General features: G+C 64.5%; 16 protein-coding genes. 11 read left to right on the top strand and 5 right to left on the bottom strand.

The annotated features are described in order from the left end of the window. Window positions 1-34: 34 nt before the first annotated feature. Entirely contained in the window at window positions 35-925 is an 891-nt protein-coding gene (locus A39O_RS0129880; protein WP_157639991.1) for an IS5 family transposase, read from the bottom strand. A gap of 62 nt (window positions 926-987) precedes the next feature. Between A39O_RS0129880 and A39O_RS0129875 the strand changes: the two genes are divergently transcribed. The 5 genes from A39O_RS0129875 (at window position 988) to A39O_RS0129855 (ending at window position 5,573) form a co-directional block, all read left to right on the top strand. After that, on the top strand, window positions 988-2,097 hold the full coding sequence (locus tag A39O_RS0129875) for a polyamine ABC transporter substrate-binding protein (RefSeq protein ID WP_020508319.1): 1,110 nt from the start codon (window positions 988-990) through the stop codon (window positions 2,095-2,097). Between the two features lie 23 nt (window positions 2,098-2,120). Beyond that, window positions 2,121-3,257, top strand: coding sequence for an ABC transporter ATP-binding protein (locus A39O_RS0129870; protein ID WP_020508318.1), 1,137 nt, complete (start codon window positions 2,121-2,123; stop codon window positions 3,255-3,257). A 64-nt stretch (window positions 3,258-3,321) separates the two neighbouring features. Continuing rightward, window positions 3,322-4,245 (top strand): ABC transporter permease subunit, encoded by a 924-nt coding sequence (locus A39O_RS0129865; RefSeq protein WP_020508317.1) that lies wholly within the window; start codon window positions 3,322-3,324, stop codon window positions 4,243-4,245. After that, a complete protein-coding gene (locus A39O_RS0129860) occupies window positions 4,242-5,054 on the top strand; it encodes an ABC transporter permease subunit (RefSeq protein ID WP_020508316.1) in 813 nt (270 codons plus the stop codon). Before A39O_RS0129865 ends, A39O_RS0129860 begins: the two co-directional genes overlap by 4 nt. 126 nt (window positions 5,055-5,180) lie before the next feature. After that, window positions 5,181-5,573, top strand: a complete 393-nt coding sequence (locus tag A39O_RS0129855) for a DUF302 domain-containing protein (protein WP_020508315.1) — start codon at window positions 5,181-5,183, stop codon at window positions 5,571-5,573. Window positions 5,574-5,576: 3 nt separating this feature from the next. On the opposite strand, the gene A39O_RS37295 is transcribed toward A39O_RS0129855, so the two are convergent. From A39O_RS37295 to A39O_RS0129840, 3 genes are all read right to left on the bottom strand, one after another. Then, window positions 5,577-8,243: an ATP-binding protein gene (locus A39O_RS37295; RefSeq protein WP_020508314.1), complete on the bottom strand. Its 2,667-nt coding sequence runs from the start codon at window positions 8,241-8,243 to the stop codon at window positions 5,577-5,579. Between the two features lie 499 nt (window positions 8,244-8,742). Continuing rightward, window positions 8,743-9,669, bottom strand: coding sequence for a transporter substrate-binding domain-containing protein (locus A39O_RS35810; protein WP_083924982.1), 927 nt, complete (start codon window positions 9,667-9,669; stop codon window positions 8,743-8,745). Window positions 9,670-9,910: 241 nt separating this feature from the next. Continuing rightward, on the bottom strand, window positions 9,911-10,828 hold the full coding sequence (locus tag A39O_RS0129840; protein WP_020508312.1) for a hypothetical protein: 918 nt from the start codon (window positions 10,826-10,828) through the stop codon (window positions 9,911-9,913). A 536-nt stretch (window positions 10,829-11,364) separates the two neighbouring features. On the opposite strand from A39O_RS0129840, the gene A39O_RS0129835 reads away from it, so the two are divergent. The 5 genes from A39O_RS0129835 to A39O_RS0129815 all read left to right on the top strand — a co-directional run bounded on the left by A39O_RS0129835 (window position 11,365) and on the right by A39O_RS0129815 (window position 16,420). Next, a complete protein-coding gene (locus tag A39O_RS0129835) occupies window positions 11,365-12,261 on the top strand; it encodes a Tim44 domain-containing protein (RefSeq protein WP_020508311.1) in 897 nt (298 codons plus the stop codon). 13 nt (window positions 12,262-12,274) lie between these two features. Beyond that, window positions 12,275-12,703 carry a YajD family HNH nuclease gene (locus tag A39O_RS0129830; protein WP_020508310.1) on the top strand — a complete coding sequence of 143 codons (429 nt, stop codon included), beginning with the start codon at window positions 12,275-12,277 and terminating at the stop codon, window positions 12,701-12,703. Next, window positions 12,700-14,898 carry a bifunctional 23S rRNA (guanine(2069)-N(7))-methyltransferase RlmK/23S rRNA (guanine(2445)-N(2))-methyltransferase RlmL gene (gene rlmKL / locus A39O_RS0129825; protein ID WP_020508309.1) on the top strand — a complete coding sequence of 733 codons (2,199 nt, stop codon included), beginning with the start codon at window positions 12,700-12,702 and terminating at the stop codon, window positions 14,896-14,898. Before A39O_RS0129830 ends, rlmKL begins: the two co-directional genes overlap by 4 nt. Window positions 14,899-14,934: 36 nt before the next feature. Then, window positions 14,935-15,780 (top strand): alpha/beta fold hydrolase, encoded by an 846-nt coding sequence (locus tag A39O_RS0129820; RefSeq protein WP_020508308.1) that lies wholly within the window; start codon window positions 14,935-14,937, stop codon window positions 15,778-15,780. A gap of 289 nt (window positions 15,781-16,069) precedes the next feature. Then, window positions 16,070-16,420: a PilZ domain-containing protein gene (locus tag A39O_RS0129815; RefSeq protein WP_245562016.1), complete on the top strand. Its 351-nt coding sequence runs from the start codon at window positions 16,070-16,072 to the stop codon at window positions 16,418-16,420. Between the two features lie 214 nt (window positions 16,421-16,634). Here A39O_RS0129815 and A39O_RS0129810 read toward each other — a convergent pair whose 3' ends face one another. Next, window positions 16,635-17,006 carry a DUF2782 domain-containing protein gene (locus tag A39O_RS0129810; protein ID WP_020508306.1) on the bottom strand — a complete coding sequence of 124 codons (372 nt, stop codon included), beginning with the start codon at window positions 17,004-17,006 and terminating at the stop codon, window positions 16,635-16,637. Between the two features lie 160 nt (window positions 17,007-17,166). Here A39O_RS0129810 and A39O_RS0129805 point away from each other — a divergent pair, with 160 nt between their 5' ends. Beyond that, complete coding sequence (locus tag A39O_RS0129805) at window positions 17,167-19,173, top strand: UvrD-helicase domain-containing protein (RefSeq protein WP_020508305.1); 2,007 nt, start codon at window positions 17,167-17,169, stop codon at window positions 19,171-19,173. The last annotated feature ends 644 nt before the right edge of the window (window positions 19,174-19,817 follow it).

Raw genomic sequence — 19,817 nt, 5'->3', positions numbered from 1 at the left:
CTTAGAGGATATCCGGCACACAATATGCTTGCATCTACGAACACGCGGCTTCAAGTTTCCCGGATAGAATCAGCGCACAGGCCAAATCAACCAACGCCCTAAAATTCACGCCCAAACACGTGTAGCGGGTACGAATCGCCCGAAATCCTTTCAACCAAGCGATCGTGCGCTCGACGACCCAGCGCCGCGCCGGTTGGGTGGTCGCGCCCGCGGTCGTTTTCTCTTCGCCAATCCGGCGAATGTGCGGCACATAAGCCTTCTCCGCGACTTCCGTGTCGACCCGGGCGTAGTCGTAACCTTTGTCCAAGCACAGATGTTGGGGGTGTTCGGTGGTCGGCGCGGGCCGCGGCAACACATCCAATGCCAACGTCGGGGACACCAACCGACTGTCATGCACGTTCGCGCCGACCAACTCGATCGCCAAGGGGACCCCCTGTTGCTCGACGTGTAGATGGAGTTTGCTGCCGCTGCGCCCCCGGTCCGTCGGATTTCGCCCCAGCCCCTCCTCGGCCAGACACACCGGTTGGCCACGGACGGGGGCTTGCAGCAAGGTCCCATCCATCGCCTGCCACTCCCACTGAATGCCCTTCAGTGCGTGATACTCCTGAGCATACAAGCGGAAAATCTCCGCAAACACGCCGGCGTGCGCCCAGCGCTGAAAGTGCTCGTGGACGGCACTTTTCGAACCATAGCACGGCGGCAAAAAATGCCACTGGCAGCCCGTTTTCAGGACGTAGAAGATGCCGTTCAAGATGCTGCGGAAATCACGGGGCGGACTGCCACCGGATTTTGTTCGCTTAAAGGGAGCCAACAAGGGTTCAACCTTGCACCAGAAATCATCCGAAATTTCATGGATTATCATCGTCTCCTCCGTGGTTGGATGGACAGCCCTCAAAATTTTTCCACTAGTTACATTATAGGACATAAGCATCTGCTGTGCCGGATGTCCTCTTAGAGCTTCGACCCTTTGACTTGGGAGAGACACCGTTGCCTAAATTCACCGCCCTGCGCCTCGCTCTGCCGGCCCTGATGGCCGCTCTGCTGTCCGCAAACACACCCGTCAGCGCCGAAGAGACGGTTCATCTGTATAACTGGAACGATTATTTCGCCGAGGACACGCTGGCCAAGTTCCAGGAACGTACCGGCATTCGGCCGGTCTTGGACCTCTACGACGCCAACGACGTGCTGGAAGCCAAACTGTTCGCCGGCAGCAGCGGCTATGACGTGGTGTTCCCCACCGCGCGTCCGTTCGGCGCGCGCCAGATTCAGGCCGGAATTTACCAACCGGTCGACAAGTCCAAGTTGCCGGGCCTGGCGAAACTGGACCCGGCGGTCTACGCCACGCTGCAGGACATCGACCCGGACAACAAGTACCTGGTGCCCTATCTGTGGGGCACCACCGGGCTGGGCGTCAACGTCGCGAAGGTGAAGGAAGCCTTGGGCGCAGACGCCCCGACCGACACCTGGGCCATCGTCTTCGACCCCAAGCAAGCCGCCAAGCTCAAAGAGTGCGGCATCAGTATGCTGGACGATGCAACCGAGGCGTTTTCCGCCGCACTCGCCTATCTTGGCAAAGACCCGAACAGCCGTTCGGACCAGGACCTGGAAGCCGCGGCTCAGGTCCTGAAAGAGGCGCGCCCGAACATCCGCTACTTCCATTCGTCGCAGTACATCAGCGACCTGGCCAATGGTGACCTCTGTGTTGCCCACGGCTACTCCGGGGACATCCTCCAGGCCAAGAGCCGTGCGGAAGAGGCCAAGAAGGGCGTCGAGGTCGGCTATCGTATCCCGCGGGAAGGGGCGGTGCTGTGGACCGACGTAATGGCGATCCCCAAGGATGCCCCGAATCCGGCGGCGGCCAACGCCTTCATCGCCTACGTCCTGGAGCCGCCGGTGGTGGCCGACATTTCCGACTATGTGATGTACGCGAATCCCAACCTGGAGGCGACTGCGCTGCTCGACGAGGCGGTGCGCACCGATCCGGGCGTCTATCCGTCGGCCGAGGTGAAACAGAAGCTGTTCGTGCTCAAGACCCCGACCGACAAGGCGCAGCGCAAGCTGAACAATCTGTGGACACGGATCAAGGCCGAGCGCTGATTCGACAGGAATCCGGAAGTACTATGACGAACCCCGCGGAACGGCGCAAACTGGAACCCTGGCAGGACCCCAAGGCCGCACCCTATGTGCGGATCGACCATGTCACCAAGAAGTTTGGTGATGTCTACGCGGTCGATGATGTGTCGCTGGACATTTTCCAGGGCGAGTTCTTCTCGCTCCTGGGGAGTTCCGGTTGCGGCAAATCCACCCTGCTGCGCATGCTGGCGGGACTGGAGCGGCCCTCGGCCGGGCGTATCTATATCGACGGGGCTGATGTGACCGATATCCCGGCCTATTCCCGGCCGGTCAACATGATGTTCCAGTCCTACGCCCTGTTCCCCCACATGACGGTGGAGCAGAACGTGGAGTTCGGCCTGAAACAGGACCGTATGCCGCGCAAGGAACGCGCGGAACGGGTCGGCGAAATGCTGGCGCTGCTCCAGATCTCGGAACTGCGCCGGCGTAAACCGGATCAGCTTTCCGGCGGCCAACGCCAGCGCGTCGCGCTGGCGCGCACCCTGGCCAAGCACCCCAAACTGCTGCTCCTCGATGAACCCCTGGGTGCACTGGACAAGCGACTGCGCGAGAGCGCGCAATTCGAATTGGTGAACCTTCAGGAACGCATCGGCATCACCTTCGTGACCGTCACACACGATCAGGAGGAGGCGATGACCATGTCCACACGCATCGCGGTCATGAATGCCGGCCAGATCCTGCAAGTGGACACTCCCACCGCCATCTATGAATATCCCGAGTACCGGTTCGTCGCCGATTTCATCGGCCTCGTGAACCTGTTCGACGGCAGAGTGATGGAGACGCAGGACGACCAGGTACTGATCGAGTCCAGCCTGGGTCGGCGACTGCACATGCGCGACCTGCACCCTCATGCCATCGGCACCCCGGTCACGGTCGCAATCCGCCCGGAGAAAATGCAAATCTGCTCGACCTATCAAGAGAATGGAATCAATCAGGTCAAGGGTGTCGTTGAAGACATTGCCTACCTGGGAGACGTCTCGATCTACCGTGTGCGGGTGAGTCCGGAAATGCTGGTGGAGATGACCCTCACCAATGTCCATCCGCGGACCGAGCAAGCCCTGACCTGGGGGCAAGAGGTCGCGATGGAGTGGTCACCCACCAGCGGTGTGGTCCTGACGGAGTAGGCGAACGACAACGATTGTATTCATGTTTAACATATTTCTGACTCGTTATTAACGGAAGAACGCTATGATTCGGGAGCTGTTCAAGCGGCTGCACCTGCGTGACCGGCAACTGGCGCGGGTGGTGAACATCGGCACGCCCTATCTGTGGCTGGGGCTGTTCTTTCTGGCACCCTTCGCGATCGTGCTGCACATCAGCCTGGCGGAGACAGCGCTGGCCCAACCACCCTACACCAGTCTATGGGAATGGGTCGACGACGGCGTGCTGCAGGTGCGGCTCAACCTCCAGAATTTCGTCACAGTCTTCAGTGATGAACTCTACCTGGCCGCCTTCCTCAATTCACTCTGGGTCGCCCTGGTCTGTACTATCCTGTGCCTGCTGATCGGCTACCCCATGGCCTATGCCATCGCCACCGCGCCCGAGCGGCGGCGGGTCATCCTGCTGATGCTGATCATCCTGCCGTTCTGGACCTCGTTCCTGATCCGCGTCTATGCCTGGATCGGCATCCTGAAGCCGAACGGTCTGTTGAATAATCTGCTGCTGTCGCTCGGACTCATCGATCAGCCCCTGACGATTCTGCACACCCAGACTGCAATCTATATCGGGGTGGTCTATTCCTACCTGCCCTTTATGATCCTGCCGCTCTTCGCCAACCTCACGCGGCTCGATTTCAGTCTGCTGGAAGCGGCGGCCGACCTGGGATGCCGACCCTTCAAGGCCTTCCTGAAGGTCACGCTACCCTTGTCGCTGCCCGGCATCGTGGCCGGCTCCATGCTGGTTTTCATCCCGGTGGTGGGCGAGTTCGTGATCCCGGATTTGTTGGGCGGCCCCGACAGCCTCATGATCGGCAAGATGCTCTGGACCGAATTCTTCAGCAATAAGGACTGGCCGCTCGCCGCCGCGCTCGCCATCTGCTTGCTCGGCATTCTGGTGGTTCCCTTTGTAATGATGCAGCGCCTGGAGCAACGCATCGGAGGCGATGAGCTATGAACCGCAGCCGCTGGAAGCTGTATCTGTTCCTGGCGGTGGGGCTCGCCTTCCTCTATATCCCGGTCCTGCTGCTGGTGATCTATTCGTTCAACGAATCCCGGCTGGTCACCGTGTGGTCCGGCTTCTCCACCAAGTGGTATGGGGAACTGCTGCACAACCGGCAACTGCTGGACGCGGCCTGGTTGTCCGTGCGCATCGCCGCCACCAATGCCACCTTCGCGGTGATCTTGGGAACCCTTGCCGCCAACGCCCTGGTGCGGCATGGCAACTTCCGCGGCCGGACCGGATTCCAACTCCTGCTGACCGCGCCGCTGGTCATGCCCGAAGTCATCACCGGCCTGTCGCTCTTGCTGCTCTTCGTCACCATGGAGCACACGGTGGGTTGGCCGGCCGGCCGCGGCTTCACCACCATCACCATCGCTCATATCACCTTCAGCACCGCCTTCGTGGCCGTGGTCGTGCGCTCGCGCCTGTCGCAGATGGACCGCTCTTTGGAGGAAGCGGCGATGGACCTGGGCGCCCGCCCGCTACGGGTCTACATGAGCATCACCCTGCCGCTGATCGCCCCGGCGCTGCTCTCCGGCTGGCTGCTGGCCTTTACGCTGTCGTTGGACGACCTGGTGATCTCGAGCTTTGTCGCCGGCCCCGGCTCCACCACGCTGCCGATGGTGGTTTATTCCAGCGTCCGCATGGGCGTCTCACCGCAGATCAATGCGCTGGCCTCGATCGTGGTGTTGATTGTCTCGGTGGCGGTCCTCGTCGCCGGGCTGTTATCCATGCGGCAGCAACCGACGGCCAAGGCGAACTGAGCGCAATATCCAAGGCTTCCGCCTTGGATTGACGTTTCGCGTGTTCCGCCGGAGGCTCAGGTGTTACTTTGAGCCGCTCAGGCCGGCACCCCCGGCCCCGCCCGTTGACATCTCCGGAGAACGTCCATGAACTATGTATTTGGTGTAGAAATCGATCTGCCTTTCGACGCCGCCCTGGAGCAGGTGCAGGCCGCTCTGGCGGCAGAGAAGCTGGGCATCGTGAGCGACGTCAATGTCGCGGCGATCCTCAAGGCCAAGCTCGGCGAGGAGGCCGGCGCTTACCGGATCCTCGGCGCCTGCGCCCCCGGCCTGGCCAAGCGGGTGATCCAGTCCGAACCCGCCGCCGGAGTGCTCCTTCCCTGCAATCTGGTGGTTCGGGAGGTCTCCGCCGGACGGACCGCGGTAGATTTCATGGATCCGATCACGGTACTCGGGCTGGCCGAAGATGCGGCGACCAACGCGGTGGCCGCCGAAGCGCGTGTCATCCTCGACCGCGTCGTCGCCCGGCTCGGCGGCTGACCCTTACGCGCATTCCCGCATCACCCGCGCCAGGGTCTCGCCCAGGACGCGGGGCTTGACCGGCTTGGTGATGACGTCATCCATGCCGGCCTCCAGGCACAGTTGGCGATCGGACTCCAGGGCGTGGGCGGTCATCGCGATGATCGGCAGGTGCCGCAAGCCGGAGGTCGGCTGGAGCGCTCCCGACTCCTCCGCCGCGCGGATGCGCCGGGTGGCCTCCAGCCCGTCCATCTCGGGCATCTGGATGTCCATCAGCACCAATCGATAGGTCTCGCGGCCCACCGCCGCCACCGCCAAAGCGCCGTTGTCCACCGCATCCACCTGGTAGCCCAGCTTGTCGAGCATCGCGAGCGCCACCTTCTGATTGATCTTGTTGTCCTCCACCAGGAGGATCGACGCACGCTCGCGGTCCGGCACCGGGATCGCGAGCGGATCCGCCGGCGGCGCCTCCGGACGGCGCAGGCCGAGCGCCTCCAGCAGGGCCGCCCGGTGCACCGGCAGGGTCAGGACGCGCACCGGGATCGCTTCGTCCAACCGCAGGTCGCGACGCCGGGACTGCGCAACCAGGACCAACATCCGGATGGGTTGTTGCCAGGGCTGCTCGGGTAACAACTCCAATAGCCGGTCAGCCTCGCCCGCCGGTTCCCGCAGGATGATGACGACGTGCTGATAGGGCTCACCACGATCTTCGGCCAGCAGCAGTTCATCCATCGCGGCCGCGACCTCGTCCACGGCGACGGCCGGGATCTCCTCATAGGCGAGGGTCTCGATGACCGCTTCGCGTGAACTGGCCAGCGTGTCCATGATCAGGACCCGTGCTCCTGCGATCCGCGGCGGCATCGCCGGGCTGAGTCCCGTGGCCGGCCGGCCCGGCAACTCGAACCAAAAACGCGAGCCCTCCCCTTCCCGACTCTCCATGCCGATGGTTCCGTCCATCAGTTCCACCAGTGCCCGGCAGATGGCGAGCCCCAGGCCGGTACCGCCGTAGCGGCGGGTGAACGACGTATCGACCTGCGAGAACGACTGAAACAGGAGGCCCTGGCGATCCGAGGCGATGCCGATGCCGGTATCCCGCACCTCGAAGCGCAGCCGCGGCGCCTCGCCGCCATCGGGCGAGAGGCGCACCCGCACTTCCACTTCCCCCCGCTCGGTGAACTTGACCGCATTGCCGATCAGATTGATCAGCACCTGGCGCAACCGTCCGGAGTCCGCGTGCAGCCGATCGGGGACCCGCCGGTCACAGATGCAGGCGAAGCTCAGTTCCCGGCCTTCAACCTTGTCGGCAAACATGTCCGCCAGCTCTTCCATCAGGTCGCGCAGACTGAAGTCCGACGCGTTCAGGCTGAGTTTGCCGGCCTCGACCTTCGAATAGTCCAGGATGTCGTCGATCACGTTGAGCAGGGCGTCCGCCGAGTTGCGTACCACGTTGACGTATTCCTGCTGCTCCTGGTTCATGCGGGTTTCCAGCAGCAAATTGGTCATCCCCACGACGCCGTTCATCGGGGTGCGGATTTCGTGACTCATGTTGGCGAGAAACTCGCTCTTGGCCCGGTTGGCGGACTCGGCGGCCTCTTTGGAGTCGCGCAGTTCGCTCTCCACGCGCTGCCGTTCACGAATTTCCTGTTCCAGTTGCAGGTTTTTTTCCTGCACCGCCCGCTCGCGCAACCCGCTCTCGCGCAGGTGCGCCTGCAACGCCACCGCACGGATGTTGAGCCGCAAGATCAGGAAAACCCCGAGCAGCACCACCACCGCCAGGCTTGCCATGCCAAAGAACAGGTGCCAGGGCTCCAGCCGGCCGTGAAGTCGGACCGCGGACATGATATCGAGCAGGACGAAGTCGGTGTTGGGGACCAGCCGGGCCAACGCAATCATGCGCTCACCCTCGCCCGCCGGGCCGTCCCTGAACTCGAACACCTTCCCGTCCGCCAAGTCGGGAGTCAGCACCAGGCGGCTCAACTCGGGGTTCAAGACACCGCCCAAGCCCTGCAGAGTGCCATTGACGATGGTCGCCACCGCGGTATCGTCGCCGCTCCGACCCAGGTTGAGGACCTCACGAACCACCAGACCGGCATCGAGAAAGGCGAGGAGCTGGCCCGCATAAACACCTTTGAACTCATGGGCGAGGGACACCACCAGGGTCCGTCCGTCGTCCAGCACCAGGATGTCCCCGTGCTCGTGTCCAGGGCTGAGCAGGGACTTCCAGGAGCGCTCGTGCGGGTCACCCGCACCCTCATCGACCGCATCGACCAACACCGCGCCGGACTCATCGAGCAGGACCAGGCGCTGGTAGATCGCCTGACCGCCAATTCGTTTACGATCGATCAGTTCGGAAAACCGGGTGTTGATGGGGACCAGACTCTGGCTGAGCCCATAGCGCATACTCATCCCCAGCGCCCGATTCTCGAAGAATCCCGCCACCTCGCGGGACAGGGCCAGATTGGCCAGATCGTCGCGCCGTTCGCTGAAGAAATACTGAAGCGCCGCCACGCGGCGCCCGCTCTCCAGGCGCCGCTGCTCCTCCATTGTCTGGCGCAGGTTAGTGGCTGACCAGTAGTTGGCCACCAGGAGAAAACCGACGTAAAGCGTCAGGACGACACTGATCAGGATCGTGGCAACGCCATACCTGGGTCTCAGATGACTCAACGGACCCCGTGACTTGGGCTCGTACATACTCGTTGTCGCACTCCGGCACGAATGGCTGTTCGTCGTCGCTGAACGCGGGGCAAGCACGGTCGCCGCGTCGGGCCGACATCCACCCGTTGATACCGGGGGCGGCCTGCGACACTAGGCTAAAGCATAACCTCAAGCGACGGCGATCAGGTGCCGGATTGGCGGATTCTTTCCCATCAGGGTGTGCCGCGCCGAGGCGAATCCGTGATCACGGGACGCGGGCGGACGGGGAGTAGTGTGACGGACCACCGAAAACCGGAACGGGGCCTGGCGTGAGCGCAACGGGCGCGACATGACCGCGAAGGTTGCAGCAGGATGCGGTCGGAGTGGCCGACAGCGACGTTGGGCCGTGCCGGTAACCGCGGACACCGCGGACACCGCGGACCGGCCGCCGCGCCGGCCTTGATCATCGCTCCAGCCCCGGCGTCGCCCACTGTCGCGGCTTTAGGCGAGTTCCGGGAAACGATCGACCGACCTGTAGGGGCGAAGCGCCTGCGGATCAGTCGGCAATCGCCGCCGGCGATTCCGGCAGATAATCGGGGAAATAGTCCACCACAAAGGGATAGTAGGCCAGTGCGATCCGCCTGAACTCCCCGCTTGCCTTCAACTGTGCCAGGAAGTGATTGAAGGCGTCGCGCAAATCGTTGTCGCCGGGCCGAAAGGCCGGAGCCATGTCCTGACGCTCACTCACCGGTCCGATGACCTTGATCTCCCCCGGCCATTTCTGGAGGGCGACCAGCGCATCCGGAACATCGAGCAGGGTCAACTCGGACTCGCCGTTGATGACCGCCGGGGCCAGTTCGTTGAGGGTGCCTTTGAAGAGCGAGACCTTGGCGCCGGTCGCCTTGATGTCGTAGAGGTCCGGATCGAGGCAGGTGTTTGCCATGCCGAGCAAAGTGCGTTTGGGCATCAACGCCTTGGTGGCCAGGATATCCTGCGCCAGGATCGGGCCGGGGTCAATGGGTGACACCGGCAGATCGGCCCGCGACACCAGCCACACCTGAGTCGGGAAGGTCGGCTCCGCGAAACTGACTACCTTGGTCCGCCAGGGGATCACGGTCATGCCGTTGGCGATCACATCGCCACGGATCGGGACCTTTCCAACGACCTCGAAATCGTCACCTTTGCTCTTCACGGTGCGCCCGGTCAGATCGCCGATGATCTCGGCCCAGTCGCTTTGCACGTATTGGTAACGCACGCCCAAGTGCCCCGCAAACGCGCGCATCAGTTCGACATCCATGCCGTCCCCGGCGCCGGTGACGAAGTTGGCGTAAGGAATGCCCAGATGGCGCAGGACGCCACGCTCTTTGACCTGCGCAAGACCGCCCGCCGCGACGGCGGCCGCCGCGAGCAAGAGCGCCACCCCTAAGACCCAGTGGCACGGAACAGCACGACGTCGTAAACAACTCAGCGATGGCCGGATCATGATTAGGTCTCCACTTCGGGCCTGCATAACGTTAAGCTTAGCTTATATGCAAGATACAGCCCGCGGCACCTGTCTTCTGTGCCCCTGAGCGAAAAACCCGCCTGAGACCCTCGACGCGGACGGCCCGAGTCAGGCCGAACCCGCCGCTCTTGCACATTGCAACGCAAACCGAATCGCGATTCGGAAATCCGGGATCGCGTACGGGCGCTGCGCCCCCGCATCGCAAGCCCTCGCATGTCGGTCAGGCGGCAATGGCCATCCGATGACGGCGCGTGGGCTCCAAGGCCGTGACCAATGACTCGACTTCCCGCGGAACGCGCAGGACCCAGCCGCGGAACGGGTCATCCAGGCTGCCGACGCGCAGCCGCGGCGGCCGATCGTGACTCACCTCGACCAGGATGAGTCCGAACTCGCCCACCAGCCCGTCCGATTCGACCAGCCGCACCACCTTGGCCAGGACGCCCAGCCGCGTCAGCGTGTCGGGCTGGAGACGGTCCGGCCCGACGAGCTCCGCCAGCAGGCCGATCAGGAGCAGTTGCTTGTAGGCTGACTCCGGATCGAAGGCGTCGTCACTCAACACCAGTGAGTCACCGTGCAGCCGCACGCTGCCGCGCATCACCAAATAGACAAACAACTCGTGCAGGGACTGCCAGGCGCCCGCGGGCCACAGCCGGCCGTCGCGAACCGCGCCGAGGATTTGGCGGCCAAGGAACTGAAAGGCATTCCGCACGGCCCACTGACGGGACTGTACCAGACTGTCGGCGTAGCCGGTGTGACCACGGCCCAGCTCGTGCAATAAGTGCAGACAATTATTTGCCATCGCGGCATACAGCCGCTGCTCCAGCGAGAGACCGGGGCCGGGGGTCGGGCCACCCGCCGCTGGACGCGTCATTGACAGCGCCTTGGGCAGGGCCGCGGCAACATGGAGAACGGCTCTTTTCAGCACGCGCAACATCGCATAACGGGTCTCCGCGCTCACTGTCGTATGTTGAAGATTCTCCAACTCAAGAATCAAGCCGGTCAAGGCACGGCTCAGACCCAGGCTGCGAAAGCGCTTGATCCGCGCCGCGAAGGCCGCGTCAGGCCCCAGGCCATCGGCACCATAAACCGACGATCCGGAACCGGCGTCATGCCAGTCGGGACAGGCACTGTGGTACATTGATCAGATCTCCTAGCTGCTGTACAACGCTGATGGCGTCTTTATTTTTCGGTCGCAATTGCGGTATGCCGATTTCCCTCTACCCTAACGCTAACAACTGGCGCCGAAATAGCCAGCCTCCCGCGACGAACGCGTCAATAAACGCGACGAACGCGGCTGCGGGACTGCGTCAGACCGGTTCGCCGGGCCGATGCGTTAGGCATGACCGGGACTTGCGCGCCACCATGCCGCCCCATGACAATCCGCCGCGACCCGGTTGGCCCGAGGAGCGAACCCAGGCACCATCGCGCATGAACACGTCGCGCAGACCTTTTCGGTCACTGCCTCGCGCATGGTTTTCCACCCAGGAACCCTTATCTAAAAGCGAAGTCGAACCACGCACCGAAAGATCGACCGGCCAATGGCAACGCTCACCGGCAGCACCAAACCCGAGTGCCGCGGCGCCGGGCCGCCGCCGCGTGAGATCGCACCGTTTTTTCGTTGTCCTGATGCCACCCGCAACCTTCCACCCAACCCTCTGAAAACCTGAGACGGCCATGAAGCTCAACACACTCCTCTCTGCCGTGCTGACACTGATAGTCGCCGGCCTCGTGACCTTGCCCCAGACCGCGGACGCCCGGCGCATGGGTAGCGGGGGCAATGTCGGCAAGCAGTACAGCACACCGGCCCAGACCCAGACGCCCCCGGCGGCAGCCCAGCGTCCGGCCCAGACCCAGTCCCCGGCGGCCGGCGCCGGGGCGCGGGCACCGCAGGCCAGCGGCGCCAGCCGCTGGCTCGGCCCCCTGGCCGGTCTCGCCGCGGGCGGACTCCTCGCGGCCATGCTCTTCGGCGACGGCTTTGAAGGATTTCAGATCATGGACTTCCTGATGATCGCCGCGTTGTTGTTCGGCGGCTTCATGCTGTTCCGCATGTTGCGCCGCGGCCGGGCGACCCCGCTGCCGGCCGGTGCCGGAGCCTACGCCCGTACCGCCGCGGGCGGTAACCTGCGCGATCCGGGCGGCATGTCGGCCCAAGGCGTCCGCGGCGGCGCGGCGCCGTCCCGCAGCGCGCCCGCTGATCAGGCCCCCACCTGGTTCAACGGGGCCGAGTTCGTCGCCGGCGCCAAGAGCCACTATGTCAACCTCCAGGCCGCCTGGGACAAGGGCGATTTCGCCGATCTCGAGGAGTATCTGACCCCCGAGATGGGTGCGGAACTCAAGCGCGACCGGGCGCGGCTGAGCGGTCCGCAATTCACCGAGGTCGTCCGTCTCCAGGCGGAACTGGTCTCGGTGCGGCGTGACGGCGACCAAGTCGTCGCGAGCGTGCTGTTCTCCGGGCTGATCCGCGAGGACCAACAGGGCCCGGCGCAAGACTTCCGCGAGATCTGGCATGTGCAGCACGGCTGGGCGAGCCCGGACGGCAACTGGTACGTGGCCGGCATCCAACAGGCTTGACGGGGTTTAGTCCATGGCTCCTACCGACGCCCCGCGCCACGGCAAGACCGGCAAACCGATCGACACGGCAAAACTCGACCGCGTGGTCGCGGAGGCCCGCAAGGCGACGGACGAGCGGGCCGCCGGTTACCGCGAACAGGCGCTCAAGCTCTACCCTTGGGTCTGCGGACGCTGCAGTCGGACCTTCGACCGCAGCAACCTGCGTGAGCTGACTGTTCACCACAAGAACATGGACCACGACCACAACCCGCCGGACGGCAGCAACTGGGAGCTCCTGTGTCTGTACTGCCACGACAACGAGCACCAGAAATACGAGGAACACCTTGCCGCCCTGGCCGCCGGCCGCGGCGGCCGGGCTGCGGGGGGCGGCGGCGGCGGGACTAAGCAGACCACACATAACCCCTTCGAGGCGCTGGCGGACCTGTTGAAACGAAACGAATGAGCATTGCCGATGCGGGTACCCCGTCGCGTTACACCTTTTTCGCGACCGCGCCGCTCTACCTGGGCAGCCTGCTGGCCGAGGAACTGGATCGTCTCGGCCTGGCCGGGGCGGTCGAGGCACGCGGGGGTGCACGCTTCACCGGCACCCTGGAGGACGGTTATCGGGCCTGCCTCTGGTCGCGGGTCGCCAACCGCATCCTGCTGCCCCTGGCGCAGTTCGCGGCACACGGCAGCGAGTCACTCTATGCCGGCGCCATCGAGATTCCCTGGGAAGACCACCTGACCCTCGAGCGGACCTTCGCGGTCCGCTTCGACGGCATCCTGGCCGGGGCCAACAACAGTCAGTTCGCTGCACTCAAGGTCAAGGATGCCATCGCCGACCGGTTCGTGCGCCGCTGCGGACGCCGCCCCAGCGTGGACCCGGATCGCCCCGATCTCCTGATTCACTGCTATGCCTTCCAGGACGCCGCCACCGTCGCCCTGGACCTCTCCGGCGGCTCCCTGCACCGTCGCGGCTACCGCGAGGAAGGGGCCGCCGCCCCGCTCAAGGAGAACCTGGCCGCGGCCATTCTGCTGCGCGCCGGCTGGCCGGCCATCGCCGCCGACGGCGGCGACCTGCTCGACCCCATGTGCGGCTCCGGCACCCTGGTCATCGAGGCCGCGTTGATCGCCGCGGACATCGCACCCGGCCTGCTGCATCAGCGCTTCGGCTTCCTGGGCTGGTCGGGGCATGACCCGGCGATCTGGGCGCGGCTCATCGAAGAGGCCGAGATTCGGCGTGACGCCGGACTGCACCGCCTCCCGTCACTGCGCGGCTATGACGCCAATCCGAGTACCATCCGCGCCTCGCTGGCCAATCTGGAGCGGGCCGGTCTCGCCGGGCGCGCCCATTTCGAACGGCGCGAACTGGCGGACTGCCACCCTGGGCGGGACGGCGACCGGGGCCTGGTGGTCATCAACCCACCATACGGCGAACGACTCGGCGCGGACACCGACCTGCCCGCGCTCTACGCCCGCATCGGCACCACGCTCAAGGAACGCTTCACCGGCTGGCGCGCCGCGCTGCTCACCGGCAATCCCGACCTCGGCAAATACATGGGTCTGCGCGCCACACGCATGCACACCTTGTACAACGGCCCAATCGAGTGTCGGCTGCTGCATTTCGATGTGGATCCGCGCTATTTCGTCTCCAATCGGCCACGGGTGCTGGCTCCGGAGGAACGGGGTGAAGGTGCGGTGATGCTCGCCAATCGCCTCGCCAAGAACCTCAAGGCCCTGCGCAAATGGCGCGACCAGCAGCAAATCACCTGTTACCGGCTCTACGACGCCGACCTGCCCGAATATGCCGTCGCCATCGATGTCTACCAGGGGGAGCAGCGCTGGGTGCTCGTGCAGGAATATGCCGCCCCCGCCACCGTCGACCCGCGCGACGCGCGCCGCCGCCTGCGCGAGGCCCTGAGCGTCATTCCGGAAGTCCTGGAGGTTCCCGCAACGCAACTGTTCTTCAAGGTGCGCCGACAGCAGAAGGGCGACAGTCAATACGAGCGCCTGGGTGAGACCAATCGTTTCTACGAGGTCGCCGAAGGCGGCCACCGCTTCCTCGTCAATTTCGAGGATTACCTGGATACCGGACTCTTCCTGGACCACCGCGACACCCGCCGGATGCTGGGCGAGCTGGCAGTCGGCAAACGCTTCCTCAACCTGTTCGCCTACACCGGCACCGCCACCGTCTATGCCGCCCGCGGTGGAGCCGTCACCACCACCACCGTGGACATGTCGCGCACCTATCTCGACTGGGCGCTACGCAACCTGGAGCTCAATCAGATCCCCACCGTGGGACATGAGGTGATCCAGGCCAATGCACTCGACTGGCTGCGCCAGGTCGAGGGCCGGCGCCGCTTCGACCTGATCTTCCTCGACCCGCCCAGTTTCTCCACCTCCAAACGCATGGACGAAACGCTCGACATCCAGCGCGACCATGTCGCCCTGCTGCGCGCCACGGTGCGCCTGCTGGAGCCGGACGGACTGCTGATCTTCTCCAACAACCTGCGGCGCTTTCGGATGGACCTGGAGGCCATGCCCGAATTGGACATCGTGAACATCAGTCCGGAAACCCTCCCCCGCGACTTCGCCCGCAACCCGCGCATCCACAACTGCTGGCGTATCCGGGTAAGGAACACCCCACTAATCACTTAAATCAGGCCGTTAGGATTTACCAAGGGTGATGAAACGATGCCAGTCCCACGCTCCAGTTATCTGTCCATCGGCAGCCACGAGATTCATCTGACCACCTGGGGCGATCCCACTGCACCTGCCCTGGTGCTGTGGCACGGCCTGGCCCGTACCGGCCGCGATTTCGATACACTGGCCCGCCATTTCGCCGACCGCTACCAGGTGCTGTGCCCCGATACCATCGGCCGCGGCCTGTCGAGCTGGTCGGCGACACCCGACGACGACTACACCATCCCCACCTATTGCGGGCACGCCATTGCCTTGCTGGATCAACTGGGCATCGCCCAGTGCCGCTGGGTCGGCACCTCCATGGGCGGACTGATCGGCATGGCCTTGGCCGGCACCCCCGAGACGGCGGCGCGGATCGAGCGGCTGGTGCTGAACGACGTGGCGCCGCGTCTCAACCAGTCGGCCATCGAGCGCATCCTGGCCTATGTCACCATCGTCCCCGAATTCGCGAACATGAGCGACTTCGAGACCTTCTTGCGCACGGTCTACGCCCCCTTCGGCCGCCTGACCGACGCCGAATGGCGGCTGATGGCCGAGACCTCCATGCGCCGCCGCGACAGCGGGCGCATCTCGTCGCATTACGACCCGGCGGTGATGCGGGTCTTCGCCGAGCAGTTTCAGGACTTCGACATGTGGGCGGTCTTCGACGCCATCACCTGCCCGATGCTGGCCCTGCGCGGTGCCCAGTCGGACCTGGTCGAACTCCAGGTCGCCGAAGAAATGACCCAACGGGGTCCCAAGCCGCGGCTGGTCACCATCCCCGGCTGTGGGCACGCCCCCGCCCTGAACACGGCCGAGCAGATCGCGGTGCTGGACGAGTTCCTGGCGGGGACCTGAGGCGCCTGCTGTCCGACAATCGCCTGAGTTATAGCTATCGGACGTGATAACCGGACGTAGGGGCGGGTTTCAAACCCGCCCCTACACCAAGGGTCTGTCCGGACATGCGGATCGAAGCTGTGGAAATCGCTGTCAAATAAGGAAAAAGCGGCGAACAGGGTACTGCTCCGGCGCGCGACCCCGCGCGCGACGTCACGATTGTTTCATTTGAACTGCACGGCGTTGTCAACTATCGTACCTAAGATAATAAAGAGGTTGGATAAACTGAAAGGAGGAGATGCTTATCATGATGGCCGAACGCAGATACAGTGCCCGCCACCCGATCGACCTCAAGGTCCAGATCCTGTACCGCGGGCGGCGCTTCCTGGGTGCCCAGGGGCGCAACCTGTCCAATCAGGGGATGTACCTCGAGGTGCGTAACGTCACGCTGCCAACCGGCACCCTGATCGAACTGGAGTTGGAGTGTCTGAGCAGGGAATGGCTGCTGGAGGCGGTGGTGACACACCGCTGCCGCTCCGGGGTCGGGGTTATGTTCCGTGAGCCCCAGCCGGAGATCTACCAGGGGTTGACCCACCAGGTACCGGTGATGCCCCCGCCGCAGGGAATGAACAAGGAGCGCACCCGCCTGGCGCGCGGCTGAGGGTCGCATTTCATTGGATCACCGGTCGCGGGCGCCCGCAGGGTGAAGTCTTACCGTGAAAGCCCAGCCGAGACCTTGTGGGAGCGGCCTCCGGCCGCGACGGGGCCTCGCAAACTGCCGCAGGTCGCAGGTGACCGCGGCCTCGCGTCGCGGCCGGAGGCCGCTCCCACGACAGACTTTCATGGTCCGGCAACCCGCCGGACTCCGGGGTTCGTCAATCCCAGGTAAACAACACCCATTGCGGGATGCTGATGTTCTTGGGCGAACTGTCGCGCACGTCCAGGGTGCCGTCCCCGTCGGTATCGACCAGGAAATAAGGCGGCCCGAACTGCGGCTGGATCTTGACCATATAGAGCGCCCCGCGGACCCGGTACTCGTAAATGGTTTCATCGCCGCTCTCGCGGATGGTGATCTCGGGCTCCACCGCGTCGCCGGCGACCGGCGTCGGCTCGACCGTCGGAGCCTGGAGGAAACCGCCCGCACCGTCGGCCGCCGGCGGGGCCGGGTCCTGGGCGAACACGGGAAGGCCAAATGCCGGAAGCAGCAGGGCCAGGAGCAGCAAAATGGGCGCGGCGCGGTGTTTCATCTGGGAGCGTTTTCACCTGGTCGATAAAGAGGACCATGGTAGTACGAAAGGCGCCGAAATGCCTCCCCGCAGGCTGACATCGATCCATCGCGATACCGGCCGGGCTCGGGCATAATCAAACGCCCTCCCCCTTCACTCGGCAATCTGTCCCGGATCACGGATGAAAGGCCTCAACCCCAGCCAAGCCGAAGCCGTCCGCTACACCGCGGGTCCCCTGCTGGTGCTGGCCGGCGCCGGCTCGGGCAAAACCCGGGTCATCACCCGCAAGATCGCCCATCTGATCGGTGTCTGCGGCATCGCCCCGCGCCATATTTGCGCCGTCACCTTCACCAACAAGGCGGCGCGCGAGATGCGCGAGCGGGTCACCAAAGAACTGCGGGGCCGTGACAGCCGCGGCCTGACGGTCTGCACCTTTCATACCCTCGGCCTGGATATCCTGCGCCGGGAACACGCGGCAGCCGGTCTGCGCCCCGGCTTCTCGCTGCTCGATGCCCAGGACAGCGAAGCCCTGATCAAAGAGCATCTGCGCGGCACCGCCAACCCCGACGCGCTCAACCCGGCAGCGGTCGCGCAGCGGATCTCGCGCTGGAAGAACGACCTGATCGACCCCGCCGCGGCGCTGAGCCATGCCGAGGACGATTACGAGGCCCAACTCGCCGGACTCTACGCCGACTACGAGCGCAGCCTGCATGCCTACAACGCGGTCGATTTCGACGCCCTGATCCTGGCACCGGTGCGGCTCTTTGCCGCGCACCCGGACCGGCTGGAGCACTGGCAGGGACGCATCCGCTATCTGCTGGTCGACGAATATCAGGACACCAACGGCGCCCAGTACGAACTGGTGCGCCAACTCGCCGGACCGCGCGGCGCCTTCACCGTGGTCGGCGACGACGATCAATCCATCTACGCCTGGCGCGGCGCCCGCCCCGAAAATTTGGCGCGCCTCAAAGTCGACTATCCGCTGCTCGAAGTCATCATGCTTGAACAGAACTACCGGTCCAGCGCCCGCATCCTGGGGCTCGCCAACCACCTGATCGCCAACAACCCGCATGTCTTCGCCAAACGCCTGTGGAGCGATCACGGCCCCGGCGACCGGCCGCGCGTGCTGAGCTGCCGCAACGAGGATCACGAGGCCGAGCGTGTCGTCTCCGAAATCCTGAACCTGCGCTTCACCCACGGCGCACCCTGGGGTGAGATCGCCATCCTCTACCGCGGCAACCACCAGGCCCGCCCCTTCGAGAAGACCCTGCGCGAGCACAGCGTGCCCTACTTCCTGAGCGGCGGAACCTCCTTCTTCGCGCGCACCGAGGTCAAGGACCTGATGGCCTATCTGCGCCTGCTCGCCAACCCGGACGACGACGCCGCCTTCCTGCGCGTCGTCAACACCCCCCGCCGCGAGATCGGCCCCACCACCCTGGAAGCCCTGGCCGGCTATGCCCGCGGCCGCGGCATCGGGCTCCTGGCCGCCAGCGGCGAACTGGGCCTGGCCGAACACCTGGGCGAGCGCCAGCGCGAGCGGCTGCACGCCTTCACCAACCTCATCCAGACCTTCGCCCAGCGCGCCGCGAGCGCCCCGACCACCGCGCTGCGCGCTCTCACCGACGCCATCGACTACGGCATCTGGCTGCGCGAAAACGCCTCGAGCCAGGCCGTCGCCGATCGCCGCATGAGCAACGTCAACGAACTGATCGACTGGCTCGGCGCCCTGAACAAAGGCGATCAACCCGAACGCACCTTGAACGAAATGGTCAGCCATCTCACCCTGATCGACGTCATGGACCGCCAGGAAGAAGCCGCCGGCGGCGACCGCGTCCACCTGATGACCCTGCACGCCTCCAAGGGACTCGAATTCCCCCACGTCTTCCTGGTCGGCATGGAAGAAGAACTCCTCCCCCACCGCACCAGCATCGAAGAAGACACCATCGAAGAAGAGCGCCGCCTCGCCTACGTCGGCATCACCCGCGCCCGCCAAACACTCACCTTCAGCCTGGCGCGGCGGCGCAAACTCTACGGCGAGCTGATCCGCACCGAACCCAGCCGCTTCCTCGCCGAACTGCCGCAAGACGCCCTGGAGCGCGACGACCAGCACGCACCCGACCCCGCCGCCAGCCGCTCGCGCGGCCTGGCGCATCTGGCCAATCTGCGCGGTATTCTGGGGCAGGATTGACGTTCCGGCCAGCGACGACCTGTTCGCAACTGGAGGTCGAGGCTTTAGCCGGTGGCGATTCCCGAGATCTTGAAGAAAATCGGTGGTTCCTGCACGCCGGATCGGCTAACAGCCATAGAAGGAACATCAAACCACCCCGAAAGATGAAGGTCCCCCGTGGGAGCGGCGTCCCGCCGCGATGCGGTGCCACGGTGACCTCGAACGCTGCGGCTGCGCGCCCGGCCCCATCGCGGGGGGACGCCGCTCCCACGGGGTCGCTGCGCGACTTTCACGGTAAAGCCTTGGACTCCACAGGACGCGTCGGCAACGCATCAGCACCCAAAATCTCTCGGTGTCGAAACGAAATCAGAGCCTCTAGCGGTGTCCGCAACCCCCTGAACTGAAAAGCCGCCCGGCGGTGGAAAACTTTCGTTTACCCCAGCCCGGAACGAACAATCAGTCAGTTGCGCGGGTGGGCTGGGGCGGCGGGCGAAAATTCACCCCAGCGTAGCGGCGGGGTCGTGCAAAAAGGCGGCCGCCAAGGGATCATATCGTTATCGAGACGATCCTTTGCAGGAGGACCCCATGGCGGCCATTGAACCGAGCTTATTTGACTGGCGCGATGTTGACGCGCGCAGCGACCTGGAGCGGTTGTATCTGGTGCG

Origin of the sequence: Lamprocystis purpurea DSM 4197 (assembly GCF_000379525.1) — a bacterium.
GTDB classification, from domain to species: domain Bacteria; phylum Pseudomonadota; class Gammaproteobacteria; order Chromatiales; family Chromatiaceae; genus Thiodictyon; species Thiodictyon purpureum.
Note: the sequence above shows the minus strand (reverse complement) of the source record. Positions and strands in the feature narration are given on the sequence as shown.

What these genes read in the sequence shown, in the direction of transcription:
- A39O_RS0129880 (WP_157639991.1), bottom strand. Translation starts at nt 925, where the DNA reads ATGTCCTATAATGTAACTAGTGGAAAAATTTTGAGGGCTGTCCATCCA.
- A39O_RS0129870 (WP_020508318.1), top strand. Translation starts at nt 2,121, where the DNA reads ATGACGAACCCCGCGGAACGGCGCAAACTGGAACCCTGGCAGGACCCC.
- A39O_RS0129865 (WP_020508317.1), top strand. Translation starts at nt 3,322, where the DNA reads ATGATTCGGGAGCTGTTCAAGCGGCTGCACCTGCGTGACCGGCAACTG.
- A39O_RS0129860 (WP_020508316.1), top strand. Translation starts at nt 4,242, where the DNA reads ATGAACCGCAGCCGCTGGAAGCTGTATCTGTTCCTGGCGGTGGGGCTC.
- A39O_RS0129855 (WP_020508315.1), top strand. Translation starts at nt 5,181, where the DNA reads ATGAACTATGTATTTGGTGTAGAAATCGATCTGCCTTTCGACGCCGCC.
- A39O_RS37295 (WP_020508314.1), bottom strand. Translation starts at nt 8,243, where the DNA reads ATGTACGAGCCCAAGTCACGGGGTCCGTTGAGTCATCTGAGACCCAGG.
- A39O_RS35810 (WP_083924982.1), bottom strand. Translation starts at nt 9,669, where the DNA reads ATGATCCGGCCATCGCTGAGTTGTTTACGACGTCGTGCTGTTCCGTGC.
- A39O_RS0129840 (WP_020508312.1), bottom strand. Translation starts at nt 10,828, where the DNA reads ATGTACCACAGTGCCTGTCCCGACTGGCATGACGCCGGTTCCGGATCG.
- A39O_RS0129835 (WP_020508311.1), top strand. Translation starts at nt 11,365, where the DNA reads ATGAAGCTCAACACACTCCTCTCTGCCGTGCTGACACTGATAGTCGCC.
- A39O_RS0129830 (WP_020508310.1), top strand. Translation starts at nt 12,275, where the DNA reads ATGGCTCCTACCGACGCCCCGCGCCACGGCAAGACCGGCAAACCGATC.
- rlmKL (WP_020508309.1), top strand. Translation starts at nt 12,700, where the DNA reads ATGAGCATTGCCGATGCGGGTACCCCGTCGCGTTACACCTTTTTCGCG.
- A39O_RS0129820 (WP_020508308.1), top strand. Translation starts at nt 14,935, where the DNA reads ATGCCAGTCCCACGCTCCAGTTATCTGTCCATCGGCAGCCACGAGATT.
- A39O_RS0129815 (WP_245562016.1), top strand. Translation starts at nt 16,070, where the DNA reads ATGGCCGAACGCAGATACAGTGCCCGCCACCCGATCGACCTCAAGGTC.
- A39O_RS0129810 (WP_020508306.1), bottom strand. Translation starts at nt 17,006, where the DNA reads ATGAAACACCGCGCCGCGCCCATTTTGCTGCTCCTGGCCCTGCTGCTT.
- A39O_RS0129805 (WP_020508305.1), top strand. Translation starts at nt 17,167, where the DNA reads ATGAAAGGCCTCAACCCCAGCCAAGCCGAAGCCGTCCGCTACACCGCG.